Source organism: Plantibacter sp. RU18, from assembly GCF_050613355.1.
In the GTDB taxonomy this organism is placed as follows: domain Bacteria; phylum Actinomycetota; class Actinomycetes; order Actinomycetales; family Microbacteriaceae; genus Plantibacter.
The window spans coordinates 2,023,968-2,045,642 of record NZ_CP159618.1 but is presented as its reverse complement, the minus strand read 5'-3'; the positions used below and the strand labels follow the sequence as shown (position 1 = coordinate 2,045,642).

17 protein-coding genes and 2 pseudogenes are annotated in these 21,675 nt (G+C 68.9%); 4 read left to right on the top strand and 15 right to left on the bottom strand.

The window, feature by feature from the left end; translation table 11 throughout:
- Nucleotide 1: 1 nt before the first annotated feature.
- The 8 genes from ABMA10_RS09835 to ABMA10_RS09800 form a co-directional block, all read right to left on the bottom strand.
- Entirely contained in the window at nucleotides 2-604 is a 603-nt protein-coding gene (locus tag ABMA10_RS09835; RefSeq protein WP_347868240.1) for a histidine phosphatase family protein, read from the bottom strand.
- Nucleotides 605-1,972, bottom strand: coding sequence for a M16 family metallopeptidase (locus ABMA10_RS09830; RefSeq protein WP_347868241.1), 1,368 nt, complete (start codon nucleotides 1,970-1,972; stop codon nucleotides 605-607).
- A gap of 68 nt (nucleotides 1,973-2,040) precedes the next feature.
- Nucleotides 2,041-3,111: an aldo/keto reductase gene (locus ABMA10_RS09825; RefSeq protein ID WP_431031462.1), complete on the bottom strand. Its 1,071-nt coding sequence runs from the start codon at nucleotides 3,109-3,111 to the stop codon at nucleotides 2,041-2,043.
- A gap of 175 nt (nucleotides 3,112-3,286) precedes the next feature.
- Nucleotides 3,287-4,132: an HpcH/HpaI aldolase/citrate lyase family protein gene (locus ABMA10_RS09820; RefSeq protein WP_347868243.1), complete on the bottom strand. Its 846-nt coding sequence runs from the start codon at nucleotides 4,130-4,132 to the stop codon at nucleotides 3,287-3,289.
- Nucleotides 4,129-4,626 carry a MaoC family dehydratase gene (locus ABMA10_RS09815; protein ID WP_347868244.1) on the bottom strand — a complete coding sequence of 166 codons (498 nt, stop codon included), beginning with the start codon at nucleotides 4,624-4,626 and terminating at the stop codon, nucleotides 4,129-4,131. The genes ABMA10_RS09820 and ABMA10_RS09815 overlap by 4 nt, the downstream gene beginning before the upstream one ends.
- A 24-nt stretch (nucleotides 4,627-4,650) precedes the next feature.
- Nucleotides 4,651-5,817, bottom strand: coding sequence for an acyl-CoA dehydrogenase family protein (locus ABMA10_RS09810; protein WP_347868245.1), 1,167 nt, complete (start codon nucleotides 5,815-5,817; stop codon nucleotides 4,651-4,653).
- Nucleotides 5,814-7,889 carry an acetyl/propionyl/methylcrotonyl-CoA carboxylase subunit alpha gene (locus ABMA10_RS09805; protein WP_347868246.1) on the bottom strand — a complete coding sequence of 692 codons (2,076 nt, stop codon included), beginning with the start codon at nucleotides 7,887-7,889 and terminating at the stop codon, nucleotides 5,814-5,816. Before ABMA10_RS09805 ends, ABMA10_RS09810 begins: the two co-directional genes overlap by 4 nt.
- 7 nt (nucleotides 7,890-7,896) lie before the next feature.
- Complete coding sequence (locus ABMA10_RS09800) at nucleotides 7,897-9,504, bottom strand: carboxyl transferase domain-containing protein (protein WP_347868247.1); 1,608 nt, start codon at nucleotides 9,502-9,504, stop codon at nucleotides 7,897-7,899.
- A 106-nt stretch (nucleotides 9,505-9,610) separates the two neighbouring features.
- On the opposite strand from ABMA10_RS09800, the gene ABMA10_RS09795 reads away from it, so the two are divergent.
- The gene (locus tag ABMA10_RS09795) at nucleotides 9,611-10,243 is read left to right on the top strand and encodes a TetR/AcrR family transcriptional regulator (RefSeq protein WP_431031461.1); all 633 of its coding nucleotides are present in this window, start codon (nucleotides 9,611-9,613) and stop codon (nucleotides 10,241-10,243) included.
- A 16-nt stretch (nucleotides 10,244-10,259) separates the two neighbouring features.
- Here the strand turns inward: ABMA10_RS09795 and ABMA10_RS09790 are convergent.
- Nucleotides 10,260-10,644: pseudogene (locus ABMA10_RS09790) on the bottom strand (VOC family protein).
- Between the two features lie 93 nt (nucleotides 10,645-10,737).
- On the opposite strand from ABMA10_RS09790, the gene ABMA10_RS09785 reads away from it, so the two are divergent.
- Nucleotides 10,738-11,373 carry a TetR/AcrR family transcriptional regulator gene (locus ABMA10_RS09785; protein ID WP_431031460.1) on the top strand — a complete coding sequence of 212 codons (636 nt, stop codon included), beginning with the start codon at nucleotides 10,738-10,740 and terminating at the stop codon, nucleotides 11,371-11,373.
- Between the two features lie 34 nt (nucleotides 11,374-11,407).
- On the opposite strand, the gene ABMA10_RS09780 is transcribed toward ABMA10_RS09785, so the two are convergent.
- The 5 genes from ABMA10_RS09780 to ABMA10_RS09760 form a co-directional block, all read right to left on the bottom strand.
- Complete coding sequence (locus ABMA10_RS09780) at nucleotides 11,408-12,796, bottom strand: dihydrolipoamide acetyltransferase family protein (RefSeq protein ID WP_347868251.1); 1,389 nt, start codon at nucleotides 12,794-12,796, stop codon at nucleotides 11,408-11,410.
- Complete coding sequence (locus ABMA10_RS09775) at nucleotides 12,793-13,809, bottom strand: alpha-ketoacid dehydrogenase subunit beta (RefSeq protein WP_347868252.1); 1,017 nt, start codon at nucleotides 13,807-13,809, stop codon at nucleotides 12,793-12,795. Before ABMA10_RS09775 ends, ABMA10_RS09780 begins: the two co-directional genes overlap by 4 nt.
- On the bottom strand, nucleotides 13,806-14,978 hold the full coding sequence (pdhA, locus tag ABMA10_RS09770; RefSeq protein ID WP_347868253.1) for a pyruvate dehydrogenase (acetyl-transferring) E1 component subunit alpha: 1,173 nt from the start codon (nucleotides 14,976-14,978) through the stop codon (nucleotides 13,806-13,808). Before pdhA ends, ABMA10_RS09775 begins: the two co-directional genes overlap by 4 nt.
- 205 nt (nucleotides 14,979-15,183) lie before the next feature.
- Nucleotides 15,184-17,475, bottom strand: coding sequence for a polyribonucleotide nucleotidyltransferase (locus ABMA10_RS09765; protein ID WP_347868254.1), 2,292 nt, complete (start codon nucleotides 17,473-17,475; stop codon nucleotides 15,184-15,186).
- Between the two features lie 301 nt (nucleotides 17,476-17,776).
- Nucleotides 17,777-18,859 (bottom strand): FUSC family protein, encoded by a 1,083-nt coding sequence (locus tag ABMA10_RS09760; protein WP_347868255.1) that lies wholly within the window; start codon nucleotides 18,857-18,859, stop codon nucleotides 17,777-17,779.
- A gap of 118 nt (nucleotides 18,860-18,977) precedes the next feature.
- Between ABMA10_RS09760 and ABMA10_RS09755 the strand changes: the two genes are divergently transcribed.
- Nucleotides 18,978-20,090 (top strand): acyltransferase family protein, encoded by a 1,113-nt coding sequence (locus ABMA10_RS09755; protein ID WP_431031459.1) that lies wholly within the window; start codon nucleotides 18,978-18,980, stop codon nucleotides 20,088-20,090.
- Here the strand turns inward: ABMA10_RS09755 and ABMA10_RS09750 are convergent.
- Entirely contained in the window at nucleotides 20,080-21,000 is a 921-nt protein-coding gene (locus ABMA10_RS09750; protein WP_347868257.1) for an NADP-dependent oxidoreductase, read from the bottom strand. The genes ABMA10_RS09755 and ABMA10_RS09750 overlap by 11 nt on opposite strands.
- Between ABMA10_RS09750 and ABMA10_RS09745 the strand changes: the two are divergent.
- Nucleotides 20,933-21,604, top strand: a pseudogene (locus tag ABMA10_RS09745) (DedA family protein); the annotation flags it as partial. The gene ABMA10_RS09750 and the pseudogene ABMA10_RS09745 overlap by 68 nt on opposite strands.
- Between the last annotated feature and the right edge of the window lie 71 nt (nucleotides 21,605-21,675).

Genomic DNA, 21,675 nt, shown 5'->3' with positions numbered 1-21,675 from the left:
CTCAGACGATGTGTGGTTCGGGCAGACCGGTCCGCAGTTCCATCGGCAGGTGCGCGAGGTCGTTGTGCGTGATGAGGCTCCACGGACGGCCGGCACGCTGATGCAACACCGTGAGCCCGCCGTTCGCCTGGTTGATACTCACCCAGCGCCAGCCGGGAGCCTGCAACGCCTCGCGGACGAGCCAGCCGATCACGAAGTTGTGGGTGATCAACAACTCGTGATGGTCTCCGCGCTTCGGTGACAGGAACTCGGCGGCGGCATCTGCCATCTGTGCCTCGCCGGCCTCGACCTCGGCCTCGGTGATGGAGCCGAAGAACGGATCGAAGGCCGACGGTGTTTCCGGCGTGCGACCGCTCGGAACGCAGTCGAACAGGAGAGAGGACGGCTCAGGGGTGACCGCCGGCATGCGCTCGGCGATGATCTGGGCGGTCTCCGCCGCACGCTGCAATGGCGAATGCCAGGCTGCGGTCATCGGGACACCGCCGAGTCGCTCGGCGAGGAGCTGCGCCTGGCGTCGGCCGCGGGCCGACAGCGGGCCATCGGGCAGACCGTGCTCCGCATGCTGCTGTTCCCCGTGCCTGACGAGATAGAGATAATGGGACATTCAACGCACCCCCGCGATGATCGGAGCGAAGGTGTCCTCGTCGACGGCTCCGACCGCCGACACCGTGATGGGCTGGGCCGCAAGGTACTGCGCGAGATCCTGGACGTCGCCCGGACCGACGAGTTGCAGACGACGGATGCTCTCGTCGAGGTCGATGAACTCGCCGAGCGTGAGTTCGGCGCGGCCGAGCCGGCTCATCCGTGAGTCCGAGTCCTCGAGCGCGAGCGCCGATGCGCCACTCAGCTGTCCGAGTGCACGCGCGAGCTCCTCGTCGGTCACACCGTGTTCGGCGAGCCGGTGGAGTTCGGCGAGCATGAGCTCGGCGACCGTCGCTGCCTTCGTCGTCGAGCACGCGGCAGCGAGACCGAAGACCCCGGCGTCGGAGTAGCTTCCCGCGAACGAGTACACCGAGTACGCGAGGCCGCGCTTCTCCCGGATCTCCTGGAACAGACGGCTGGACATGCCGCCACCGAGGATCGAGTTGAGCATGCTCATCGCGAATCGGCGGTCGTCGCCGGCGATGAGACCGGTGCCGCCGATCTGCAGGTGGACCTGTTCGATCGGACGGTGGACGACGGAGAGCGCGGGTCCGGCCACGATGCCGGTCGCTGCGAGCGTGCGACGCTCGACGGGAGCAGCGACGGCGTCGGCCGGCCATCCGGCGGACGCGAGCGCTGCCGACACCTGGGCGACGAGCTGGTCGTGGTCGACCGCTCCGGCCGCTGTGACGATCACATCGCTCGCGCGGTAGTTCGCGCGGTAGTGCTGGAGGACGGCATCGCGGCTGACGTCGATGATCGACTGGGGCCGACCGCCGATCGGGCGTCCGAGCGGGTGGTCGCCGAGGACACCCTCGAAGAACCGCTCGTTGGCGACGTCCCCCGGGTCGTCGTCCATCATCGCGAGCTCTTCCAGGATGACTCCCCGCTCGTTCTCGAACTCCTCCGGGTCGAGGAGTGAGGAGGTGAGCATGTCGGTGATGACCTCGACGGCCATCGGGAGGTCGCGATCACGGACCTTCGCGTAGTAGCAGGTGTGTTCCTTGGCGGTGAGCGCGTTGTGCTCGCCGCCGACCGCGTCGAACGCGATCGCGATGTCGAGCGCGGACCGCGTGCCGGTGCCCTTGAAGAGCAGATGCTCGAGGAAGTGCGTCGAGCCGAAGGTGGCTGGTCGACTGTCCGTCGCCGGGAGTTCGTCGCGCGAACCGACGGCGACCCAGTAGCCGATGGTCGCGCTGCGGCTGCCCGGCATGTGCTCGCTCAGGATGCGGAGGCCGTTCGGCAGGACCGTGCGGCGGACGAGCGCGTCTCCGGATGCGGTGAACGCGAGCTCGGGACGAGTGAGCGGAAAGTCGACGGCGGCATTCATCATCCCAACCTTACGTCAGGATGTCCTCGCCCGGGGTCGGGTGAGGTTCCCGCTGCAGCCGCCGGGCGTCAGCGCAGACGCCCGGAGACCCGGTCCAGCTCGAGGATCTGACCCCGGCTGAGCCGTACGTCCGCCGCAGTGATGAGCGAGTCGACATGCGCCGGTTGCGAGGCGCTCGCGATGGGCGCGACAACGCCCGGCCTCGACATCGTCCAGGCCAGTGCCGCCGAAGCGATCGTGCACCGGTTCTCGGCGGCGATCTCGTCGAGGACGTGCAGGACCCGGAGGCCGCGGCGGTGCAGGTGCGCCGCGGCACGACTGCCCCGTGTCGTCGAGTCGAGGTCGGACCGACTCCGGTAGCGGCCCGTCAGGAATCCGTTCGCGAGCGCGAAGTAGGGCAGCACGCCGATGTTCTGGGCCGTGGCGACGAGCGAGAGCGAACTCTCGTAGGGCTCACGGTGCATGAGGCTGTAGTGGGTCTCGAGCGCGACGAACTTGGTGAAGCCGCTCGCCGAGAGGATACGTGCCTCCATGAGCCGCTCCGGCGTCGTGTTCGAGGTGCCCAGGTACCGCACCTTGCCGCTCTCGATGAGCCAGTCGACGGTGCCGAGACTGTCGGCGAGCGGCACCCGCGGATCGTCGTCGTGGAAGGAGAGGAGGTCGATGTGGTCCGTCTGCAGTCGCTCCAGCGCGGCCTCGACCGCCCGGATGATGCTCACCGCGCCGAGCCCCTGGTAGTCGGGATGGCGACCGATCTTCGTTGCGACGACCATGTCGTCGCGGTTGCCGCGTTCCCGCATCCAGTTGCCGATGAGGATCTCGCTGCGACCGCCCGCGTAGCTGTCGGCGGTGTCGACCATGTTGCCGCCGGAATCGTGGAAGCGGTCGAGGATGTCGGTCGTCGTGTCGGGGTCGACCGTCCAGCCGAAGACGCTTCCGCCGAGGATGACGGGGAAGACGGAGAGGTCGGAGCCGCCGATCGTCCGTCGCGGACCGTCGCCGGCATCCTGCACCGGAATGGGGAACGAGGGATGCGGGACGGCCTGTTCGGGGTGCGGAAGCTGGTCGTCGGCGCCGTCGCCGGTGCCCGTCAGCACAGAGCTGCCACGGGTGCTCGACGAGCGCCAGAGGTGTGGCATCCGCTGCCCCTCTCTCGGTCCGCCTGACCGATGACGCGTCCACCGCCGGGTACTGCGTCTCGGGAGTACGCAGCTCGGTGTTTCCTCACCAGGCTAGAGGAGACGGGTGACTTCGTCAGGACGACATCACGACGTCCACGCAACTCATTCGTAACGATTCCGCACCGGGATTGGTTCAGGGGGTGTCGACCGCCGCATCCGCCCGGGCGACGAGGGCACGGGCCTGACGCAGGAGCGGCTCGTCGATCATCCGACCGTCGTGGCGGAAGGCGCCCGGTCGGTCGTCCGCTGCGGCCAGCAGCTCGCGGGCAGCGACGAGCTGGGCAGGGTGAGGGCGGTACGCGGCGCGGACGGTCGCGACCTGGCCGGGGTGGATGCAGGCCGTGGCGGAGAAGCCGATCGCGCTCGCATCCTCGGCCTCGGCAGCGAGCGCATCCAGGTCCTCGATGTCGAGGTGCACGGCGTCGATGGTGGCGACGCCTTCGGCCCCTGCGGCGAGCAGCACCGCGGACCTGGCGTACTGTGCAACGGCACGGTACCGGCCGTCGGAGTGCCGACTGCTCGACCCTCCGAGCGATGCGACGAGGTCCTCCGCTCCCCACATGAGCGCGACGACGGAGGGGTGCGCGGCGATCTCCGAGGCGCGCACGACACCCGCAGCGGTCTCGCAGAGCGCGATGATGCGGACATCGGCGACCGCCCGCGCCAGTGCGTCGACCTGAGCGGCCGACTCGGTCTTCGCGAGCATCACGGTGCGGTAGGCGGTCGTCACCACCGCTGCGACATCGTCGGCGAACTCCGCCGTCCCCGCCGGATTCACCCTGACGATGGTCCTGGCAGGGTCGAGCTCGTGCTCCATGACGGCGCTGCGCCCGGCGGCCTTGTCGTCCACGGCGACCGCGTCCTCCAGATCGAGGATGACCGCGTCGGCACGGTCTGCCGCTTTCCCGAAGCGGTCAGGCCGATCGGCCGGGACGAAGAGGATCGCCGGGCCCAGGGTGAATCCCGCATCTGCCGTCATGACGTCTCCAGGCAGTGGACGAGGGTGCTGCGGACCGCGGTCACGACGACCAGACCGTCCTGATTGCGGCCCGTGTGCAGGAGTGTCACGATCCCCTCCCCCGGGCGTGACGACGAGCGCCGTCTGGCCTCCACGAGTGTCTCGGCGTAGAGCGTGTCGCCGAGGTGCATCGGATGGGGGAAGGCGACCTTCGTGAAGCCGAGGTTCGCGACGATGGTGCCCTCGGTCAGCTGCGCGACGGACAACCCGACCAGGGTCGACAGGGTCAGCATCGAGTTCACGAGCCGCTCGCCGAACGGCTGTCGCGCCGACCACGCTGCATCGAGGTGCAACGACTGTCCGTTCATCGTGAGCGTGGAGAACAGCACGTTGTCGGCCTCCGTCAGTGTGCGTCCCGGACGGTGTCGGTAGATCGTCCCCACCGCGAACTCCTCAAAGAAGAGACCTCTCTGTTCGATGACGGGACCGTCACCGGGCCCTCGTTGTCCGCTCATGTCGCGCTCCTCACTCGTCACGGCTCAGGACGCGAAGCCGAGTTCGCGGGCGATGATCATGAGCTGCACCTCGGTGGTCCCCTCGCCGATCTCGAGGATCTTCGAATCGCGGAAGTGCCGGGCGACCGGGTTCTCGTTGAGGAAACCGTACCCGCCGAAGATCTGGGTCGCGTCGCGCGCGTTGTCCATCGCCGCCTCTCCGGCGACCATCTTGGCGATGGACGCCTCCATCTTGTACGGAGCACCACGGAGCATGCGCGATGCCGCGTCGTAGTATGCGTGGCGCGCCGTGTGCACGCGCGCCTGCATCTTCGCGATACGGAAGGCGATCCACTGGTTGTCGCCGATCGCCCGGCCGAAGACGACGCGCTCCTTCGCGTACCGGATCGCCTCCTCGAGGCACCCCTGCGCTGCCCCGACGGCGAGCGCCGCAACGGCGATCCGTCCGCCGTCGAGCACGGTGAGGAAGTTGGCGTATCCGCGTCCGCGTTCGCCCAGCAGGTTCGCTTCCGGCACCCGGACGTCTTCGAAGACGAGCGGGTGCGTGTCAGAGGTGTGCCAGCCGACCTTGTCATACGGCGGAAGTGCGGTGAAGCCCGGTGTCGGTACCGGGACGAGGATCGTCGAGAGTTCCTTCGTGGTCCGGCCGTCGGACCGTACACGCTCGCCCGTGACCGCGGTGACGGTGACGAGTCTCGTGATCTCGCTGCCCGAATTGGTGATGAACTGCTTGGTGCCGTTGATGACCCATTCACCGTCGACCAGTTCTGCTGTCGTCTCAGTGGCGCCTGCGTCGCTGCCGGCTCGCGCCTCGGTCAGTCCGAAGCCGGCGAGCGCCTGCCCGCTCGCGAGCTGCGGGATCCACTCCTCGCGCTGGGCTTCGGTGCCGTTCAGGTAGATGGGCATCGCTCCGAGTCCGACGCCGGCTTCGAGTGTGACCCCGATACTCTGGTCCACCCGGCCGAGCTGCTCGACGGCGAGGCACAGTGCGAAGTAGTCCATGCCCTGGCCGCCGAGTTCTTTGGGGAACGGGAGCCCGAAGAGCCCCAGCTCGCCCATCTGCGCGATGATGTCGTACGGCAGCCGACGTTCCGTGTCGTACTGGTACGCGGCCGGCGCGACGACCTCGTCGGCGAAGGCCTTGACGGTGTCGACGATCCGCTGGTGCTCCGGGCTGAGCTCGGTGTTCATGCTGATGCTCCGTTCTGCGGTGCTTCGGTGGGGTCTGCGACGATCGTCGCGACCGGTTGACGGGCGGCGACCGTGCCGCCCGCTGTGACATGCAGGGTGAGGACACCGTCGGCGGGTGCTTCGAGGAGGTGCTCCATCTTCATGGCCTCGATGGTGACGAGCGCTTGGCCTGCGACCACCCGCTCGCCACTCGCCGCGTGCACGGCGGTGACGGTTCCCGGCATGGGCGTCCTGATCTCAGGATCGTCGCCGGTGCCTCCTGCGCCTTGCGCACGGAGTACTCGGGCCTCGCGCCCCACGACCTCCAGTACCGTCACAGCACCGTCGAGCGAGATCCAGCGTTGGTCACCGCTCCGGACGCTCGCCAGCCGGACGCTCTGGCCGTCCATCTCGAACCGCCAGCTCCCATCCGGCGACGCGAGCACTGCGGCCGCGTGTGCCGGGTCGACGCCAACGGTGACCGTGGCGTCTCCGCTCGCTCCCTGGACACGCACCTCGACGGTCGTGCCGTCATCTGCGCGCAGCCGACAGATGTCGGACGCCGGTCTGCCGATCCGCCAACCGCTCGGAGCGGTCCAGAGCTCGCCGCTCGCGCTGCCCGCACGGGACGCGCTGTCGACCTCGCGTTCGGCGAGGTCGACGAGCGCCGCAGCGGTGAGCGTCCGAGCGGACGGGGCGACAGGCTGCTCTCCGGCGAGCAGTTCGGCGATGATGCCCGTGTGCAGTCGCCCCGCGAGCACGTCCGCGTCCTCGAGCAGCCGTCGGAGGAACCCCAGGTTGGTGCGCACGCCGAAGACGACGGTGTCGGCGAGAGCCGTGTCGAGTCGCCGGATCGCCGTCTCGCGGTCAGGCGCCCAGGCGATGACCTTCGCGAGCATCGGGTCGTACCAGGGGCCGACGAGCTGCCCCTCGGCGATCCCGCCGTCCACGCGGATCCCCTCACCGCTCGGCAGTGCAACCCGTTCGAGCACACCCGTCTGCGGGAGGAACCCCGTCGCCGGGTCCTCAGCGTAGAGACGGGCCTCGACCGCGTGGCCGGTCAGCACGATGTCCGTCTGGGCGAACGGGAGTGCCTCACCGGCCGCCACGCGCAACTGCCACTCGACGAGGTCGACGCCCGTGACGAGTTCGGTGACCGGGTGCTCGACCTGGAGCCTCGTGTTCATCTCGAGGAACGAGAACTCGTCAGGACGGTCGCCCGCGACCAGGAATTCGACGGTACCGACACCGAGGTACCCGACCGTCCTGGCGACCGTGCACGCCGCCTCGCCCAGGCGCGCACGGGTCTCGGCGTCGATGAGCGGCGAGGGCGACTCCTCGATGACCTTCTGATGCCGCCGTTGCAGCGAGCACTCGCGCTCGCCGAGATGCAGCACTCGGCCGTGCGCATCGGCGAGCACCTGGACCTCGATGTGCCGCGGGCGCGTCACGAGGCGTTCGAGGAGCAGTGTGGGATCGCCGAACGCGGCTGCGGCGATCCGGTGCGCCGATGCGATCGCCGCCGGGAGGTCCTCCTCGCGCTCGACGGACTGCATGCCCTTCCCGCCACCACCGCCCGCCGGCTTGACGATGAGCGGGAACCCGATCCCCACCCCCGCAGCGACGAGCGCATCATCGTCGAGCGTCGGGTCTGCGACCCCCTCGATGATCGGCACCCCGTGGAGGGCGACGTGCTCCTTCGCGCGGATCTTGTCGCCCATGAGTTCGAGGGCCTCGACGTCCGGCCCGATGAACACGATGTCCGCTGCGGCGAGCGCGCGGGCGAGCGCCGGCTGCTCGGACAGGAACCCGTAGCCGGGGTGCACTGCTGCAGCGCGGGAGGAGACGGCTGCAGCCACGACCGCTTGCACGTCGAGGTAGCTCTCGGCGGCCACGGCCGGCCCCAGTCTGATTGCGCGATCCGCGAGCCGGACGTGCGGAGCGTCACGGTCGGCGTCGCTGTACACGGCGACGCTCTCGATGCCGAGGGCACGGAGTGTCCGGATGATGCGGCAGGCGATCTCGCCGCGGTTGGCCACGAGGACGGAGGTGAAGGGGCGGGTGGCGGGTGCTGCGTTCGATACGGAGGTCATGGTCGGCTCACATCCGGAAGAGGCCGAAGCCGGGGTCGGGCAATGGCGCACGTGAGCACACCTCGAGGGCGAGGCCGAGGATCGTCCTGGTGTCGGCTGGATCGATGATGCCGTCGTCCCAGAGCCTCGCGGTGGAGTAGTACGGGCTGCCCTGCTTCTCGAAGTCCGCGAGGATGGGTGCCCGGAAGGCCTCTTCGTCCTCGTGGCTCCAGGCCTCGCCGCGCGCCTCGAGCTGGTCGCGCTTGACGGTGGCGAGGACGCTGGCCGCCTGCGGCCCACCCATCACGGAGATCCGGGCACCCGGCCACATCCAGAGGAATCGCGGATCGTACGCACGACCGCACATCGAGTAGTTGCCCGCTCCGAAGGAGCCGCCGATCACGACGGTGAGTTTCGGGACCCGTGTCGTCGCCACGGCCGTCACCATCTTCGCCCCGTGCTTCGCGATCCCCCCGGCTTCCGCATCGCTACCCACCATGAATCCGGAGATGTTCTGCAGGAACACCAGCGGGATGCCGCGTTGGTCGGCGAGCTCGATGAAGTGGGCTCCTTTCAGCGCTGACTCGCTGAACAGCACACCGTTGTTCGCGATGATGCCGACCGGGTGCCCGTGAAGATGCGCGAAGCCCGTGACCAGCGTCTCGCCGTACTCGCGCTTGAACTCGGAGAACTCGCTGCCGTCGACCAGACGGGCGATCACCTCGCGCACGTCGTAGGCGGTCTGCAGCTCGGTGGGGACGACGCCGTACAGTTCGGTCTCCGGCACGCGGGGTGCGACCGTCGGTCGGACCTCCCACGCTCTGGGCGACGGCGGCGCGAGGGTCGCGACTGCGTCGCGGAGGATGTCGAGCGCCTGGGCGTCGTCCTCGGCGAGGTGGTCGGTCACTCCGGACACCCTCGCGTGGAGCTCGCCGCCTCCCAGCTGCTCGGGGGTGACGACCTCGCCGATCGCCGCCTTCACGAGCGGCGGGCCGCCGAGGAAGATCGTGCCCTGTCCGCGGACGATGACACTCTCGTCGCTCATGGCGGGGACGTACGCCCCACCTGCGGTGCAGGATCCGAGCACGGCGGCGAGCTGTGGGATGCCGGCGGCCGACATCCTGGCCTGGTTGAAGAAGATCCGGCCGAAATGCTCTCGATCGGGGAAGACCTCGTCTTGATTCGGGAGGTTCGCGCCGCCGGAGTCGACGAGGTAGAGGCAGGGCAGCCGGTTCGCATTCGCGATCTCCTGCGCACGCAGGTGCTTCTTCACCGTCATCGGGAAGTACGAGCCGCCCTTCGCGGTGGCGTCGTTCGAGACGACGAGGACCAGGCGGTCGTGCACTCGCCCGATTCCGGCGATGACTCCGGCACCGGGGCTCGCATCGCCGTACAGGCCGTCGGCTGCGAGCGGTGCGATCTCGAGGAACGGGCTGCCCTCGTCGAGCACGCGGTCGACGCGGTCCCTCGGGAGGAGTTTCCCGCGCGCGACATGACGTTCCCTCGATGCCGCCGGCCCGCCGGACGCGGTCTCGGTGAGACGCTGCGCCAGGGTCTGGGCGAGCGCCCGTTGAGCCGCCTCCTGCTCATGGAAACGGACTGAGGCGGGATCAGCGTTGCTCGTGAGGATGGTCACCAGCGGCTCCTTGTCGTCGTCGACTGCGAGCGATTCAGTTACTGTTCACTCACTGAAATCCAGGTTAGTGTTCGTTAACCGGAATTGTCCACCCCGAGGAGGCACGATGTCCGAACCCGCCGCCGCGACGCCGAAGACGCCGCACGTCGGTCGGCGCGAGGCGAAGGCGCTTCGCCGCACAGCCCTCCTGCGCGCGGCCGCGAGCCTGTTCGCCGAGCACGGTTTCACCGATGTCTCCATGGAGGACCTCGGGATGGCGGTCGGCATGAGCGGGCCGGCGGTCTACCGCCATTTCCCCAGCAAGCAGGCGGTCCTCGCCGCGCTCCTCATCGACGTCAGTCAAGACCTCCTCGACGGCGGCGCGGCCGAGGTCGACCGGGCACCGGACAGCGAACTCGCCCTCCGTGCCCTCGTCGGATTCCACGTCGCATTCGCTCTCGACCGCCGCGACGTCATCCGGGTGCAGGACCACGACCTCGACAGCCTCACCCCCGAGGACAGCCGGACCGTCCGCACCCTGCAACGGCGTTACGTCGAGCGCTGGGTCGACGTCCTTTCGGACCTCCATCCCGGCACGCCGACGCCGCAGTTGCGCATCAGGGCCCACGCGGGCTTCGGCCTCATCAATTCGACGCCGCACAGCGCCGCCCTCCGCGCCGACCGCGAGGACACCCTCGAGCGGCAGGCCGTACGTACCACTCTCGAGCAGATGGCGCTGGCCGCGCTGCTCGCGCGCTGACCCGCAGCGCGGCGGATCAGCCCCGGCCGTCGAGCACGGACAGCACGTTGCCCGCGGGGTCGGTGAACCAGGCGATGTCAGGACCGTTGCCGCGCATGATCCCCTTGGTATCCGTCGGCAGCTGCTCGTCGGGGTAGATCTTCGTCACGACGCCGCGTGCGTTCAGCTCGTCGACCGCCGCTTCGACGTCGTCGACCGCGAGGTTCAGGATGGTGAAGGAGGCAGGCGTGTGACCCGGCTTGCCGTAGACGAGGACGGCACCACCGGCCGGGAGGGAGACGTTCAGGAAGCCCATCTCGTTTGTCGGCGACCTGCAGGCCGAGGACGTCACGGTAGAACGCCCTGGCCGCATCGATGTCGTCGACCGAGAACCCACTGAAGACATCCGTGTACTGGACCATGCGCACTCCTTCGTCGAACCTGATGTGTACACTGTTCACAATGTCACGTCACGTCCGATCCGTCCAGGCCCGGACGATGCTGGATCGGAACCCATGAGCACGCCCGAGACCCCGCGCAGCACCTACCGCCACGGCGACCTCCGTCAGGCCCTGCTCGACGCCGGCGTGGAGATGGCGAGGACCGGTGGGCCGGACGCGGTCATCCTGCGCGAAGCCACCAGACGAGCCGGCGTCTCCCCCAACGCCGCCTACCGGCACTTCGCCGACCGCGAGGCGCTGGTCCGGGCCGTCTCCGACGCCGCGCAGGGCTTCGCCGCCGATCGGATGGCCACGGCCCTTGCGGCCATCGAGACGGCCGGAGACGCCGCCTCCGACGCACGCCTCCGCCTGCGGGCCGTCGGCAGCGGCTACCTCCGGTTCGCCCAGGAGGAGCCCGGGCTCTTCCGCACCGCCTTCTCCGTACCGACCGACCTCGACGAGGCGACGAGCATCAGCAAGCGAGGTGTGGCCGGACGCACGCCGTTCGAGACGCTCGGCGGCGTCTTGGACGAGCTGGCCGCAGCGGGAGTCCTCCCCGCAGAGCGCCGCCAGGGCGCCGAGCTGCTCGCCTGGTCCTCGGTGCACGGTCTCGGCATGCTGATCATCGACGGACCGCTGCGCGGCCTTGACGATCGCACGATCGCCTTCGCGACCGAGCGCCTCCTCGACCTCGTCGACCTCGGGATCTGACCGGGCCCGGCGCCACCGGGCCCGGTCGGCACCGTCACACCATCGTCAGCACCATCGCCGGATCTGAGAGCATCGTCCCGAGGTCCACGAGGAATCTCGACCCCTGCTCGCCGTCGACCAGACGATGGTCGAACGACAACGCCAGCGTCACCACGTGTCGGAGCGCGACCTGACCGTCGAACTCCCACGGCTGCCGCCGCACGGCGCCCAGCGCGATGATCGCAGCCTCCCCCGGGTTCAGGATCGGCGTGCCGGCATCGACGCCGAACACGCCGACGTTCGTGATCGTGATGGTGCCCCCGCGCAGCTCCGACGGCGCCGTCCGACCCTCCCGCGCAGTCCGGACGAGCTCTGACAGCGCATCGGCGAGTTCGAAGAGGCTCAGCTCCTCCGCACGGGCGATGTTCGGGACCAGCAACCCGCGCGGCGTCGCCGCAGCGATCCCGAGGCCGACATGACCGTACTCGATGATCTCACCGGCGTCCTCGTCCCAGCTCGCATTGATGGACGGCGTCCGCCTTGCAGCGATGCAGACGGCCTTCGCGAGGACGGTGAGGATGTTCACGCGGTGGTCGCCTGTCCGAGACGACTTCGCGAGGGCCTCGAGCAACGACATCGTCGGCGTCACGTCGACCGTCAGGAACTCCGTCACGTGGGGCGCCGTGAACGCGCTCCGCACCATGGCCTCAGCGGTGCGGCGCCGCACCCCTGTGATCGGTCGGCGGACCGAGCCGTCGGCCTCGGCGGGTGCGGACCCGACCGGTCGCCCGGCGACGGCAGTTGTGCCCGGCGGACGAGACGCCGCCTCGACACCAGCCTCCGCGATCGCGCCCCCTGTGCCTGCGTGTTCCACATCCGCTCGCGAGATCCGTCCACCGACGCCCGTCCCGATGAGGCCGTCGAGCGCGACGCCGAGATCGCGCGCCAGACGACGGACGGGAGGTGTCGCCCGAGGACGTTCCCGGACCGGTGGAGTGCCGACCGTCGATACCTCGGGACGCTCCGCCATCGGGGCGGCCGCGTCCGCCGATGCCCCGATCCGCTCACGCCGACGCGGCCGTTCTCCACTGGCTGTTCGCGGGCCGTAGCCGACGAGGACCGGCTCGCGCTCGATCCTGCCCGGACCTCCTGCAGCCGCGTTCTCGACCGCCGGTACATGGCCGACCGGTTCTGCGCTCGGCTCCTCCCCGTCCGGGGTGAAATCGACGAGTGGTTCTCCCACGAGCACCGTGGTACCCGGTTCGACATGCAGCCTCGTCACCACGCCGGCGGTCGGCGCCGGCAGCTCGACGAGAGCCTTCGCCGTCTCGACCTCCGCGATGACCTGGTTGAGCTCGACGTGGTCACCGACCGCCACCCGCCAGGACACGAGTTCGCTCTCGGTCAGTCCTTCGCCGAGGTCCGGCAGCGAGAAGCGCTTCATCGTGCGCCCTCCCGTCGGATCGAGGTGGACGACGCTCGCCCGAGCGCGCGGTCGACCCCGTCGAGGATGCGGTCGAGGTCGGGCAGGAAATGGTCCTCCAACGCCGACGCAGGGTATGGGGTGTCGAAGCCTGTCACACGGACAGGCGCCTCCTCGAGGAGGTCGAAGCAGCGCTCGGTGATGGAGGCGGCCAGTTCCGCACCGACGCCTCCCGAGCGCTGGGCCTCGTGCGTGATCACGAGCCTGCCGGTCTTCTCGACGGACGCGACCACGGCGTCGAGATCAAGCGGCGCGAGCGAACGCAGATCGATGACCTCGAGGTCGACACCCTCGTCTGCGGCCGCAGCCGCCGCCTCCAACGCCGTCTGCACGAGCGGCCCATAGGCGACGAGCGTCGCATCGGAACCGGAGCGCACCGTGCGTGCCCGGGTGAAGGCCAGCGGGTCGGTCGGCAGGTCGTCGATCACCTCACCTTTCGTCCAGTACCGCCGCTTCGGCTCGAAGAACAGCACCGGATCGTCGCACGCGATGGCCTGCCGGATCATGGTGTGCGCATCCTGCGGGTCCGAACAGGTCACCACGCGGAGTCCTGCGGTGTGTGCGAAATACGCCTCAGGCGACTCCGAGTGATGCTCGACTGCACCGATACCGCCGCCGTAGGGCACCCGGATCGTGACCGGCATGCGCACGGCACCCTTCGTCCGGTAGTGCAGTTTCGCCAGCTGAGCGACGATCTGGTCGAACCCAGGGTAGATGAACCCGTCGAACTGGATCTCGCAGACCGGCCGGAAACCCCGGAAGGCGAGTCCGATGGCAGCGCCGATGATCGCGGATTCCGCGAGCGGCATGTCGACCACCCGATCGGCACCGAACTTCGCTTGGAGTCCGTCCGTCACCCGGAACACACCCCCGAGCTTGCCGATGTCCTCGCCGAGCAGGAGCACCCGGTCATCGTCTGCAAGCGCGTGGTGAAGCCCCGTGTTGATCGCTTTGCTGAGCGTGAGCGTCGTCATCGTGCACCGCCGTCGAACATCGCGAGGTAGGCGCGGTACTCCTCGCGTTGTCGGTCGATACCGGGATGCGGCGTCGCATAGACGTCGTCGAAGACCGAGAGCGGCTCGGGCGACTGCAACGCGAGACAGCCGGCGCGGACTGCTCCGGCAGCGTCGTCGGCGACCCGCGCGACCCGCGCGCGTGCCGCGTCGTCGAGCACCCCCTCGCGCTCCAGCAGCCGCTCCAGGCGGGTGACGGGGTCCTTCGCCCGCCAGGAGGCCACCTCGGCCTCGTCGCGATAGCGGGTCGGGTCGTCAGAGGTGGTGTGCGGGCCGAGGCGGTACGTGACAGCCTCGACGAACGTCGGACCGCCCCCGGACCTCGCGCGGTCGACGGCGATGCGCATGGCTGCGGTCACGGCGAGCACGTCGTTGCCGTCGACGCGCATGCTGGGCACGCCGTACCCCGGCGCGCGCTCGGCGATCGGGCGCTGCGCCTGCAGGCCGACCGGCTCGGAGATCGCGTACTGGTTGTTCTGGCAGAAGAAGACGACCGGAGCGCGGAAGCTCGCGGCGAGGACGAGCGCCTCGCTCACATCCCCCTGGCTGGTCGCTCCATCCCCGAAGTAGGCGACGGCGACCGCATCCGAACCGTCGCGCTGGCAGCCCATCGCGTAGCCGGTGGCATGCAGGGTCTGTGCACCGATGATGACGGCCGGAGTGGCCATTCCGACGGCGAACGGGTCCCAACCGGACAGCGCCGTCCCGCGCCACATCGCCATGAGCTGGTCGAGTTCGACACCGCGGCAGTACGCCACGGCCTGCTCCCGATAGCTCGTGAAGACGAAGTCGTCGCCTCGCAGGACGCGGGCAGAACCGACCTGCGCGGCCTCCTGACCGAGCGACGGCGGCCAGAGTCCGATCTCACCCTGGCGCTGGAGCGCGGTGGCCTCGGTGTCGATGCGGCGGCTGACGACCATGTCCTCGTACAGGCCGAGGAGTTCGCCGGGACCGAGGTCTGCGACGAAGAGGTCGTACAGGGCGTCCTCATGGCGGACACCGTCCGGGTCGAGGAGCTGCACGAACTCGTGTCGGGCAGCCGGGTGTTGCGCGGTCTGGTCGACGGACGGCTCGCGTGCATCACCTCCCCGACCGTCTGAGTCCTGCGGGGAATGGGTGTGAGTCTCCATCGACACGATGCACGCCGCCTTGAGTTCGGTGACCTCACGGCGGTGCCTCGTGAGCGGTGCCGTGCCCCCGCGTCATCGCGGGGTGCTCCGAGGCTACGCCGGATGCGCGCCCGGCTCAACCGTCGACACGCCGCAGCATCACCCGGCAGACGACGGACGCCCGCCCCGCGTGAGCGGGACGGGCGTCCTCGGGTGCGTGTGTCGCTTAGCCTTCGGCGGGAGCCTCAGGGCCTTCGCTGGCAGCGTCGCTGCCGTGCGTGTCGGCCTCATCGGCGACGACCGGTGCGAGCGAGAGCTTGCCGCGATCGTCGATCTTCGTGATCTCGACGAGGATCTTCTGCCCGACGCCGAGCACGTCTTCGACGTTCTCCACACGCTTGCCACCGGCGAGCTTGCGGACCTCGGAGATGTGCAGCAGGCCGTCCTTGCCCGGGAGCAGCGAGACGAATGCACCGAACGCGGCGATCTTGACGACGGTTCCGAGGAACTGCTCGCCGATCTCCGGGTTGGTGGGGTTCGCGATCGCGTTCACCTGTGCGCGGGCAGCCTCGGCCGACGGGCCGTCGACAGCGCCGATGTAGACGGTGCCGTCCTCCTCGATGGAGATGTCGGCGCCGGTCTCGTCCTGGATGGAGTTGATCGTCTTGCCCTTCGGGCCGATCAGCTCACCGATCTTGTCGACGGGGATCTGGACGCTGATGACGCGAGGCGCGGTCGGCGCCATCTCGTCAGGAGCGTCGATCGCCGCGTTCAGGACGGAGAGGATCGTCGTGCGTGCATCCTTGGCCTGCTGGAGGGCACCGGTGAGGACCGAGGTCGGGATGCCGTCGAGCTTCGTGTCGAGCTGGATGGCCGTGACGAACTCGGACGTACCGGCGACCTTGAAGTCCATGTCGCCGAGTGCGTCCTCGGCACCGAGGATGTCGGTGAGGGCCGCATAGCGGGTCTCGCCGTCGACGACGTCGGAGATGAGTCCCATGGCGATACCGGCGACGGGTGCGCGCAGCGGCACACCGGCGTTCAACAGCGACAGGGTCGAGGCGCAGACGGAACCCATCGACGTGGAACCGTTGGAACCGAGTGCCTCGGAGACCTGACGGATCGCGTAGGGGAACTCCTCGCGGCTCGGCAACACCGGCACGAGGGCGCGCTCGGCGAGGAAGCCGTGCCCGATCTCGCGACGCTTCGGCGAACCGACCCGGCCGGTCTCACCGGTCGAGTAGGGCGGGAAGTTGTAGTGGTGCAGGTAGCGCTTCTTCGTGACGGGCGACAGCGAGTCGATCTGCTGTTCCATCTTGAGCATGTTCAACGTGGTGACGCCCAGGATCTGGGTCTCGCCACGCTGGAAGATCGCTGAACCGTGGACGCGCGGGATGACCTGCACCTCGGCGTCGAGCGGACGGATGTCGGTCAGGCCGCGACCATCGATCCGGATGCCCTCACGGAGGACGCGGCCGCGCATGACGACCTTCGAGACCGACTTGTATGCGGCGGAGAACTGCGTGAGCACCTCAGCGTCGAGCGAGCCGGCTTCGACCCGCTCGGCGATGGTCGCCTTGACGCGGTCCTTGAGGGCGTCGTCGGCGTTCTGGCGCTCGATCTTGTCGGCGATCTGGTAGACGTTCACCAGTTCGTCGTGTGCCAGACCGGCGACGGCGTCGTAGCTCTCCTGCGTGTACGGGAGGAACACGGGGTAGGCCGCGATCTCCTTGGCCGCCTGGGCAGCGAGTTCGCTCTGCGCCTTGACGAGCTGCTTCAGGAAGGGCTTCGAGGCCTCGAGGCCCGCTGCGACGACTGCCTCGTCGGGCTTCGTGGCGCCGGCCTTGATGAGGTTCCAGCTGTTCTCGGTCGCTTCGGCCTCGACCATCATGATCGCGACGTCTTCGTTGCCGTTGGCGTCGGTCACGATGCGACCGGCGACGATGATGTCGAAGACGGCCTCCTCGAGCTGGTCGACCTTCGGGAATGCCACCCACTGGTCGGCCTCGCCGGCCTGGCCGGGGATGAGCGCGAGACGGACTGCGCCGATCGGGCCGGAGAACGGGAGACCGGAGATCTGCGTGGACATCGACGCCGCGTTGATCGCGAGGGCGTCGTAGAACTCGCCCGGCGCGATCGACAGGACGGTGATGACGATCTGGACCTCGTTGCGGAGGCCGGTGACGAACGACGGGCGCAGCGGCCGGTCGATGAGGCGGCAGACGAGGATCGCCTCGGTCGAGGGGCGACCCTCACGACGGAAGAACGAACCGGGGATCTTGCCTGCTGCGTAGGAGCGCTCCTCGACGTCCACCGTGAGGGGGAAGAAGTCGAAGTTGTCCTTGGGGTGCTTTCCGGCCGAGGTGGCCGAGAGGAGCATGGTCTCCTCGTCGAGGTACGCGGCGATCGCGCCCTGTGCCTGCTGCGCGAGGCGGCCGGCTTCGAACCGGACCGTGCGCTTGCCGAACTTGCCGTTGTCGAGAACAGCCTCGGCGAACTTGATTTCTGGACCTTCCACAGGTCTCTCCTTCGTACGTGTGCGCTCCCGTCGAGTGACGGGCCGCGCGCCCCGAATGGGCGCGCCGTCGAGCGCGGTCGTGCATGATGCAGCGCGCGACACACCTGCAGTACTTGCTCAAGCCGCCCGGTCTTCCGGGACTTGGCTGGCCACCAGTAGAACACCACCCGCGGATTGCGAGGGATACACCACCGAGGACCAGCTTCCTGTCGGCTGGCTCTGCGCGCAGCGAACCATGACGGTCCGCCGTGTCCGAGCCTAGCAGAGGGGCATTCGCCCACCCCCGGAACGACACGGATCCTCAGGTGATGGGCGGGGTGTCCAGGGTGCCTGCGGAAGCGGCGACCCTGCGATCGCGCCCCCAGGAGACGAGGAGGAGGACCATCGCGACGGCGGCGCCGATGACCGTATCGAGCACGCGCTCCCCCACGATCGCGAGGACGGGCTGGTTCGACGACGACGTGCTGATGGTGAGCACGAGCGGCGTGATGAAGACGAGTGCGAGCGCGTAGTGCCGGATCACCACGAGTTCGATCGTGAACTGCAACGCTGCGAGGACGACCGCCAGGACGTAGCCGTGGGGTTCGAGCGACGCCACCAGGAGGAAGATGGCGGCACCCACGAGTGTCCCGAGCACACGGTGGACCCCGCGCGTGGCGCTCAGCGTGCGTGAGTGGCCGACGCTGAGGATCGCGACGGCGGAACCGGCGATCCAGTACCCGTGTCCGAGGCCCAGGAGTGCACCGATGACGGCGCTGATCGCGAGGGCGACGGTCAGCCGAGTCGCGATCCGCCGATCGGTCGCGCTCAGGCTGTATTCGGGGAACAGCGCTCGCATCGGGGTCGGCTTCCCTGCGGCCCGGCGGACGGCCGGGATGAGCAGAGGCAGGATCACGACGAGATAGGCGAAGATCGAGCCGGCCGCCACGAGCAGGATGACGAGGCCTCCCTGCAGCCCCGCACCGCCGTTCGCCACCGGCGCGCTCAGATGACCGGCGATGCCGAACACGAGGATGAAGAACAGCGCCCCGGGCGGGCCGAGCACGATGCCCTGCACCAGCCAGATCACTGCAGAGCCGACGACGATCAGCCCGACGGCGGTGAGCGGGCGCGAGCTCGACACCAGCACGCCGAGCGCAGCCGCCGCGATGAGCCCTGCACCGATGAACGGCAGCACCCTCAGACGGTCGCGGCGGCTCAGTGGCACGCAGTACAGGGCGGTGAACGCGCCGAGTCCGGCGAGCAGCCCGAGGGGGGTCAGCCCGAAGAACGTCGCGACGGCGACCGGCACCGCCATCGCGATCGCGGCCGTGAGTGCGACCGGCCAACGTTTCGGCGACGGGGCGAAACTGATGAGCGAGGTCTTCAGACCGCGTTCCGCCATCCCGTCCTCCGCTCTCCTGCAACCCTCCAACGGTACGCCATCGGGCAGTCGTCCCTCGTTTCGGCGGCCATGGAGGGGCCCTGGGCTACGCTGGGTGCCGATGCCACAGGAGGTGACGTTGAGCGGTGCAACGCCGGTGACCGCCCGCCCGAAGAAGCGGGTCCCGTTCTGGGACAACGCCCGTTTCGCGTGCATCACGCTCGTCGTCATGGGTCATGCCACCCAGCGACTGACGTCGGAATCGGACCCGGCTCTCGTCGTCTATCTCTTCCTCTACGCCTTCCACATGCCGGCCTTCGCGATCGTGAGCGGATTCTTCTCGAAGTCGAGCCCGCCCGGGAGACGCCAGATGCGCCGGGTGATCACCGACATCCTCGTGCCGTACCTGATCATGGAGGGCATCTGGTCGCTCGTGCAGTTCCTCGTCGAGGGCAAGCGCGAGCTGAACCCGACACAGCCGTCCTGGACACTGTGGTTCCTGCTCGCCCTCGGGATCTTCCGGCTCATCCTGCCCTACCTCGCGCTGTTGCGGTGGCCGTTGCTCTGGAGCGTGGTGATCTCCGTCGGCGTCGGCTATCTCGACAACGTCGACAGCACCTTCTCGCTGTCCCGAGCCCTCGGCATCCTGCCGTTCTTCGTGCTGGGCTGGCAGATCAACCGCTGGCGGCTCGTGGACCGCTGGCACCTCGTCCGCGCGAAGACCTGGTGGGTCCGTCTCGCCGCTGCCGCCGTCCTCGTCGGCTGGGCGGTCGTGCTGATCGTCGGGATCGACCTCTGGCGCCGCATCGACCTCCGGTACTGGTTCTTCTACGACCGCGGATACGCCGCACTCGGCAACGAGGACTGGACCGGCGGACTCGTCCGCCTCGCCGCGATCCTGTTGGCCGTCGTCCTCACCGCCGCGTTCTTCGTCCTCGTACCGCGGAGTCAGTCCTGGATCACGAAGTACGGGCAGTCGACCATGTACGTCTACCTGCTGCACTCCTTCGTGCTCTACCCGTTGCGTGAGTCCGGGATCCTGAAGGACACCTTCAACCCCGAGATCGTGCTCGTCGGCATGCTGGTCCTCTCCGTCCTCATCGTCATCGTGTTGTCGAGCTCACCTGTCCGTCGCATCTTCCGGCCACTCATCGAGCCGAGGGCGAGCTGGATCTTCAGCCGCAAGCGCGCGTTCGACCCGGTCGCACCGCACGACGACCCGACAGGATCCCGGCGCGACGTCAGGACGTGACGACGACGACCTTGCCGCGGAGACGCCCGTCGATGAGGTGCCGGTACGCGTCGACGACCCGTTCGATCGGCCAGACGCTGTCGATGGGCAGCGCGATGTCACCGCTCGCGATCCACTCGCCGAGCTCTGCGAGTTGCGCGAGCGTGGCGGCTTGCCCGCCGACCCCGCTGAATCCGTGTTCGGCCGCGAACGGGCGATCGGCGATCGTGTTCACCCGATCGGGTGCGACCCCCAGGTCAACGGCGAGCTGGAGCGTCTCGCGTCCGTGGGTGTCGATCACTGCGGTGATGCCGCCCGGCGCTGCAGCGAGCACACGCTCGCGGAGGCCGTCGCCGTAGAGCACGGGGACGATCCCGAGCTCGCGGAGGAAGTCCTGGTTGCGGTCCCCCGCCGAGCCGAGGACCACCGCACCGGCCCGCTTGGCGAGCTGCGCGGCGAGCACCCCGACACCGCCGGCGGCGGCGCTGACGAGGACGGTGTCCGACGGTCCGACGCCGACGGCGGCCACGGAGGCCAGCGCCGCGCGACCGGCGATGTCGAGCGACCCTGCCTGCTCGAGCGTCAGCCCGTCAGGCACGTGGTGCAGGATCGACGCCGGAGCCACGAGGTAGTCGGCCTGCGCGAAGAAGCGGTGGCCGCCGTACACGCGGTCTCCGGTGGCGAATTCCGTGACGCCACTGCCGATGCCGTCGACGACACCCGCGAAGTCGTTGCCGTTGCCGCTTGGCACCTGCCATCCGTACGCGGCGAGCGCCTCGGGCGAGGACACGAGCTTGTAGTCGACGGGGTTGAGCCCCGCGACCACCACCCGGACTCGGACCTCGTTGTGACCAGGCGTCGGGATGTCGCCCTCGACCAGCCGGAACACCTCAGGACCGCCGAAGCTGTCGAACCGCACGAACCTCGCCATGATGCCCCTTCCGTGGGCGTGTGCCCACCACCATGCTCACACGTGCGCCCGGCGACGGCCAGGGACACCCTGTATTCACGACATGTGCTGTTCACCCGTGTCGACGACAATCGGTGGCATGGCGTGGGTCGACGAGGTGCAGGCCGGGATCACGGTGTGGCTGCTCGCGATCGCCGCGTCCGGTTGGGTCTTCCCCGCGCTCTACCTCTTGACGGTCGCCGACGCCTTCTTGGTCCTCTTGCCCAGCGAGACGGCGGTCACCGCTCTCGCAGCGATCTCGGCCTCGAGCGGCTCACCCAACCTCGCGGCACTCGTCGGGGTCGCTTGGGCGGGAGCGGTGACGGGGGATGTCTGCTGCTATCTGCTCGGACGTCGGATCGGGACGTCGCGGTTCCGCTGGATGCGGCGTCCGCGTGTGGCTGCGGCGATCGATCGCGCCGGGGAAGCGATGCACCGACGGGCCGCAGCCGCGATCCTCACCGCTCGCTACATCCCGTTCGCGCGTATCGCCGTCAACCTCGTTGCCGGAGCGAGTGGTCTCCGGCCGAGACGGTATCTGCCGATCACGGTGCTCGCCGGTCTTGCCTGGGCGCTGTGGAACACCGGTATCGGGGCGATGGTCGGCCGGATGCTCCCTGACCAGCCGCTGCTGGCCACAGCACTGTCCGTCATCGG

Bases quoted from the DNA above. Each gene is read 5' to 3' on its own strand.
- ABMA10_RS09750 (WP_347868257.1), bottom strand. From the start codon at position 21,000: ATGGCGAGGTTCGTGCGGTTCGACAGCTTCGGCGGTCCTGAGGTGTTC.
- ABMA10_RS09775 (WP_347868252.1), bottom strand. From the start codon at position 13,809: ATGACGACGCTCACGCTCAGCAAAGCGATCAACACGGGGCTTCACCAC.
- ABMA10_RS09760 (WP_347868255.1), bottom strand. From the start codon at position 18,859: ATGGCGGAACGCGGTCTGAAGACCTCGCTCATCAGTTTCGCCCCGTCG.
- ABMA10_RS09810 (WP_347868245.1), bottom strand. From the start codon at position 5,817: ATGAACACCGAGCTCAGCCCGGAGCACCAGCGGATCGTCGACACCGTC.
- ABMA10_RS09815 (WP_347868244.1), bottom strand. From the start codon at position 4,626: ATGAGCGGACAACGAGGGCCCGGTGACGGTCCCGTCATCGAACAGAGA.
- ABMA10_RS09835 (WP_347868240.1), bottom strand. From the start codon at position 604: ATGTCCCATTATCTCTATCTCGTCAGGCACGGGGAACAGCAGCATGCG.
- ABMA10_RS09830 (WP_347868241.1), bottom strand. From the start codon at position 1,972: ATGAATGCCGCCGTCGACTTTCCGCTCACTCGTCCCGAGCTCGCGTTC.
- pdhA (WP_347868253.1), bottom strand. From the start codon at position 14,978: ATGGAGACTCACACCCATTCCCCGCAGGACTCAGACGGTCGGGGAGGT.
- ABMA10_RS09795 (WP_431031461.1), top strand. From the start codon at position 9,611: ATGTCCGAACCCGCCGCCGCGACGCCGAAGACGCCGCACGTCGGTCGG.
- ABMA10_RS09825 (WP_431031462.1), bottom strand. From the start codon at position 3,111: ATGCCACACCTCTGGCGCTCGTCGAGCACCCGTGGCAGCTCTGTGCTG.
- ABMA10_RS09780 (WP_347868251.1), bottom strand. From the start codon at position 12,796: ATGAAGCGCTTCTCGCTGCCGGACCTCGGCGAAGGACTGACCGAGAGC.
- ABMA10_RS09820 (WP_347868243.1), bottom strand. From the start codon at position 4,132: ATGACGGCAGATGCGGGATTCACCCTGGGCCCGGCGATCCTCTTCGTC.
- ABMA10_RS09785 (WP_431031460.1), top strand. From the start codon at position 10,738: ATGAGCACGCCCGAGACCCCGCGCAGCACCTACCGCCACGGCGACCTC.
- ABMA10_RS09805 (WP_347868246.1), bottom strand. From the start codon at position 7,889: ATGACCTCCGTATCGAACGCAGCACCCGCCACCCGCCCCTTCACCTCC.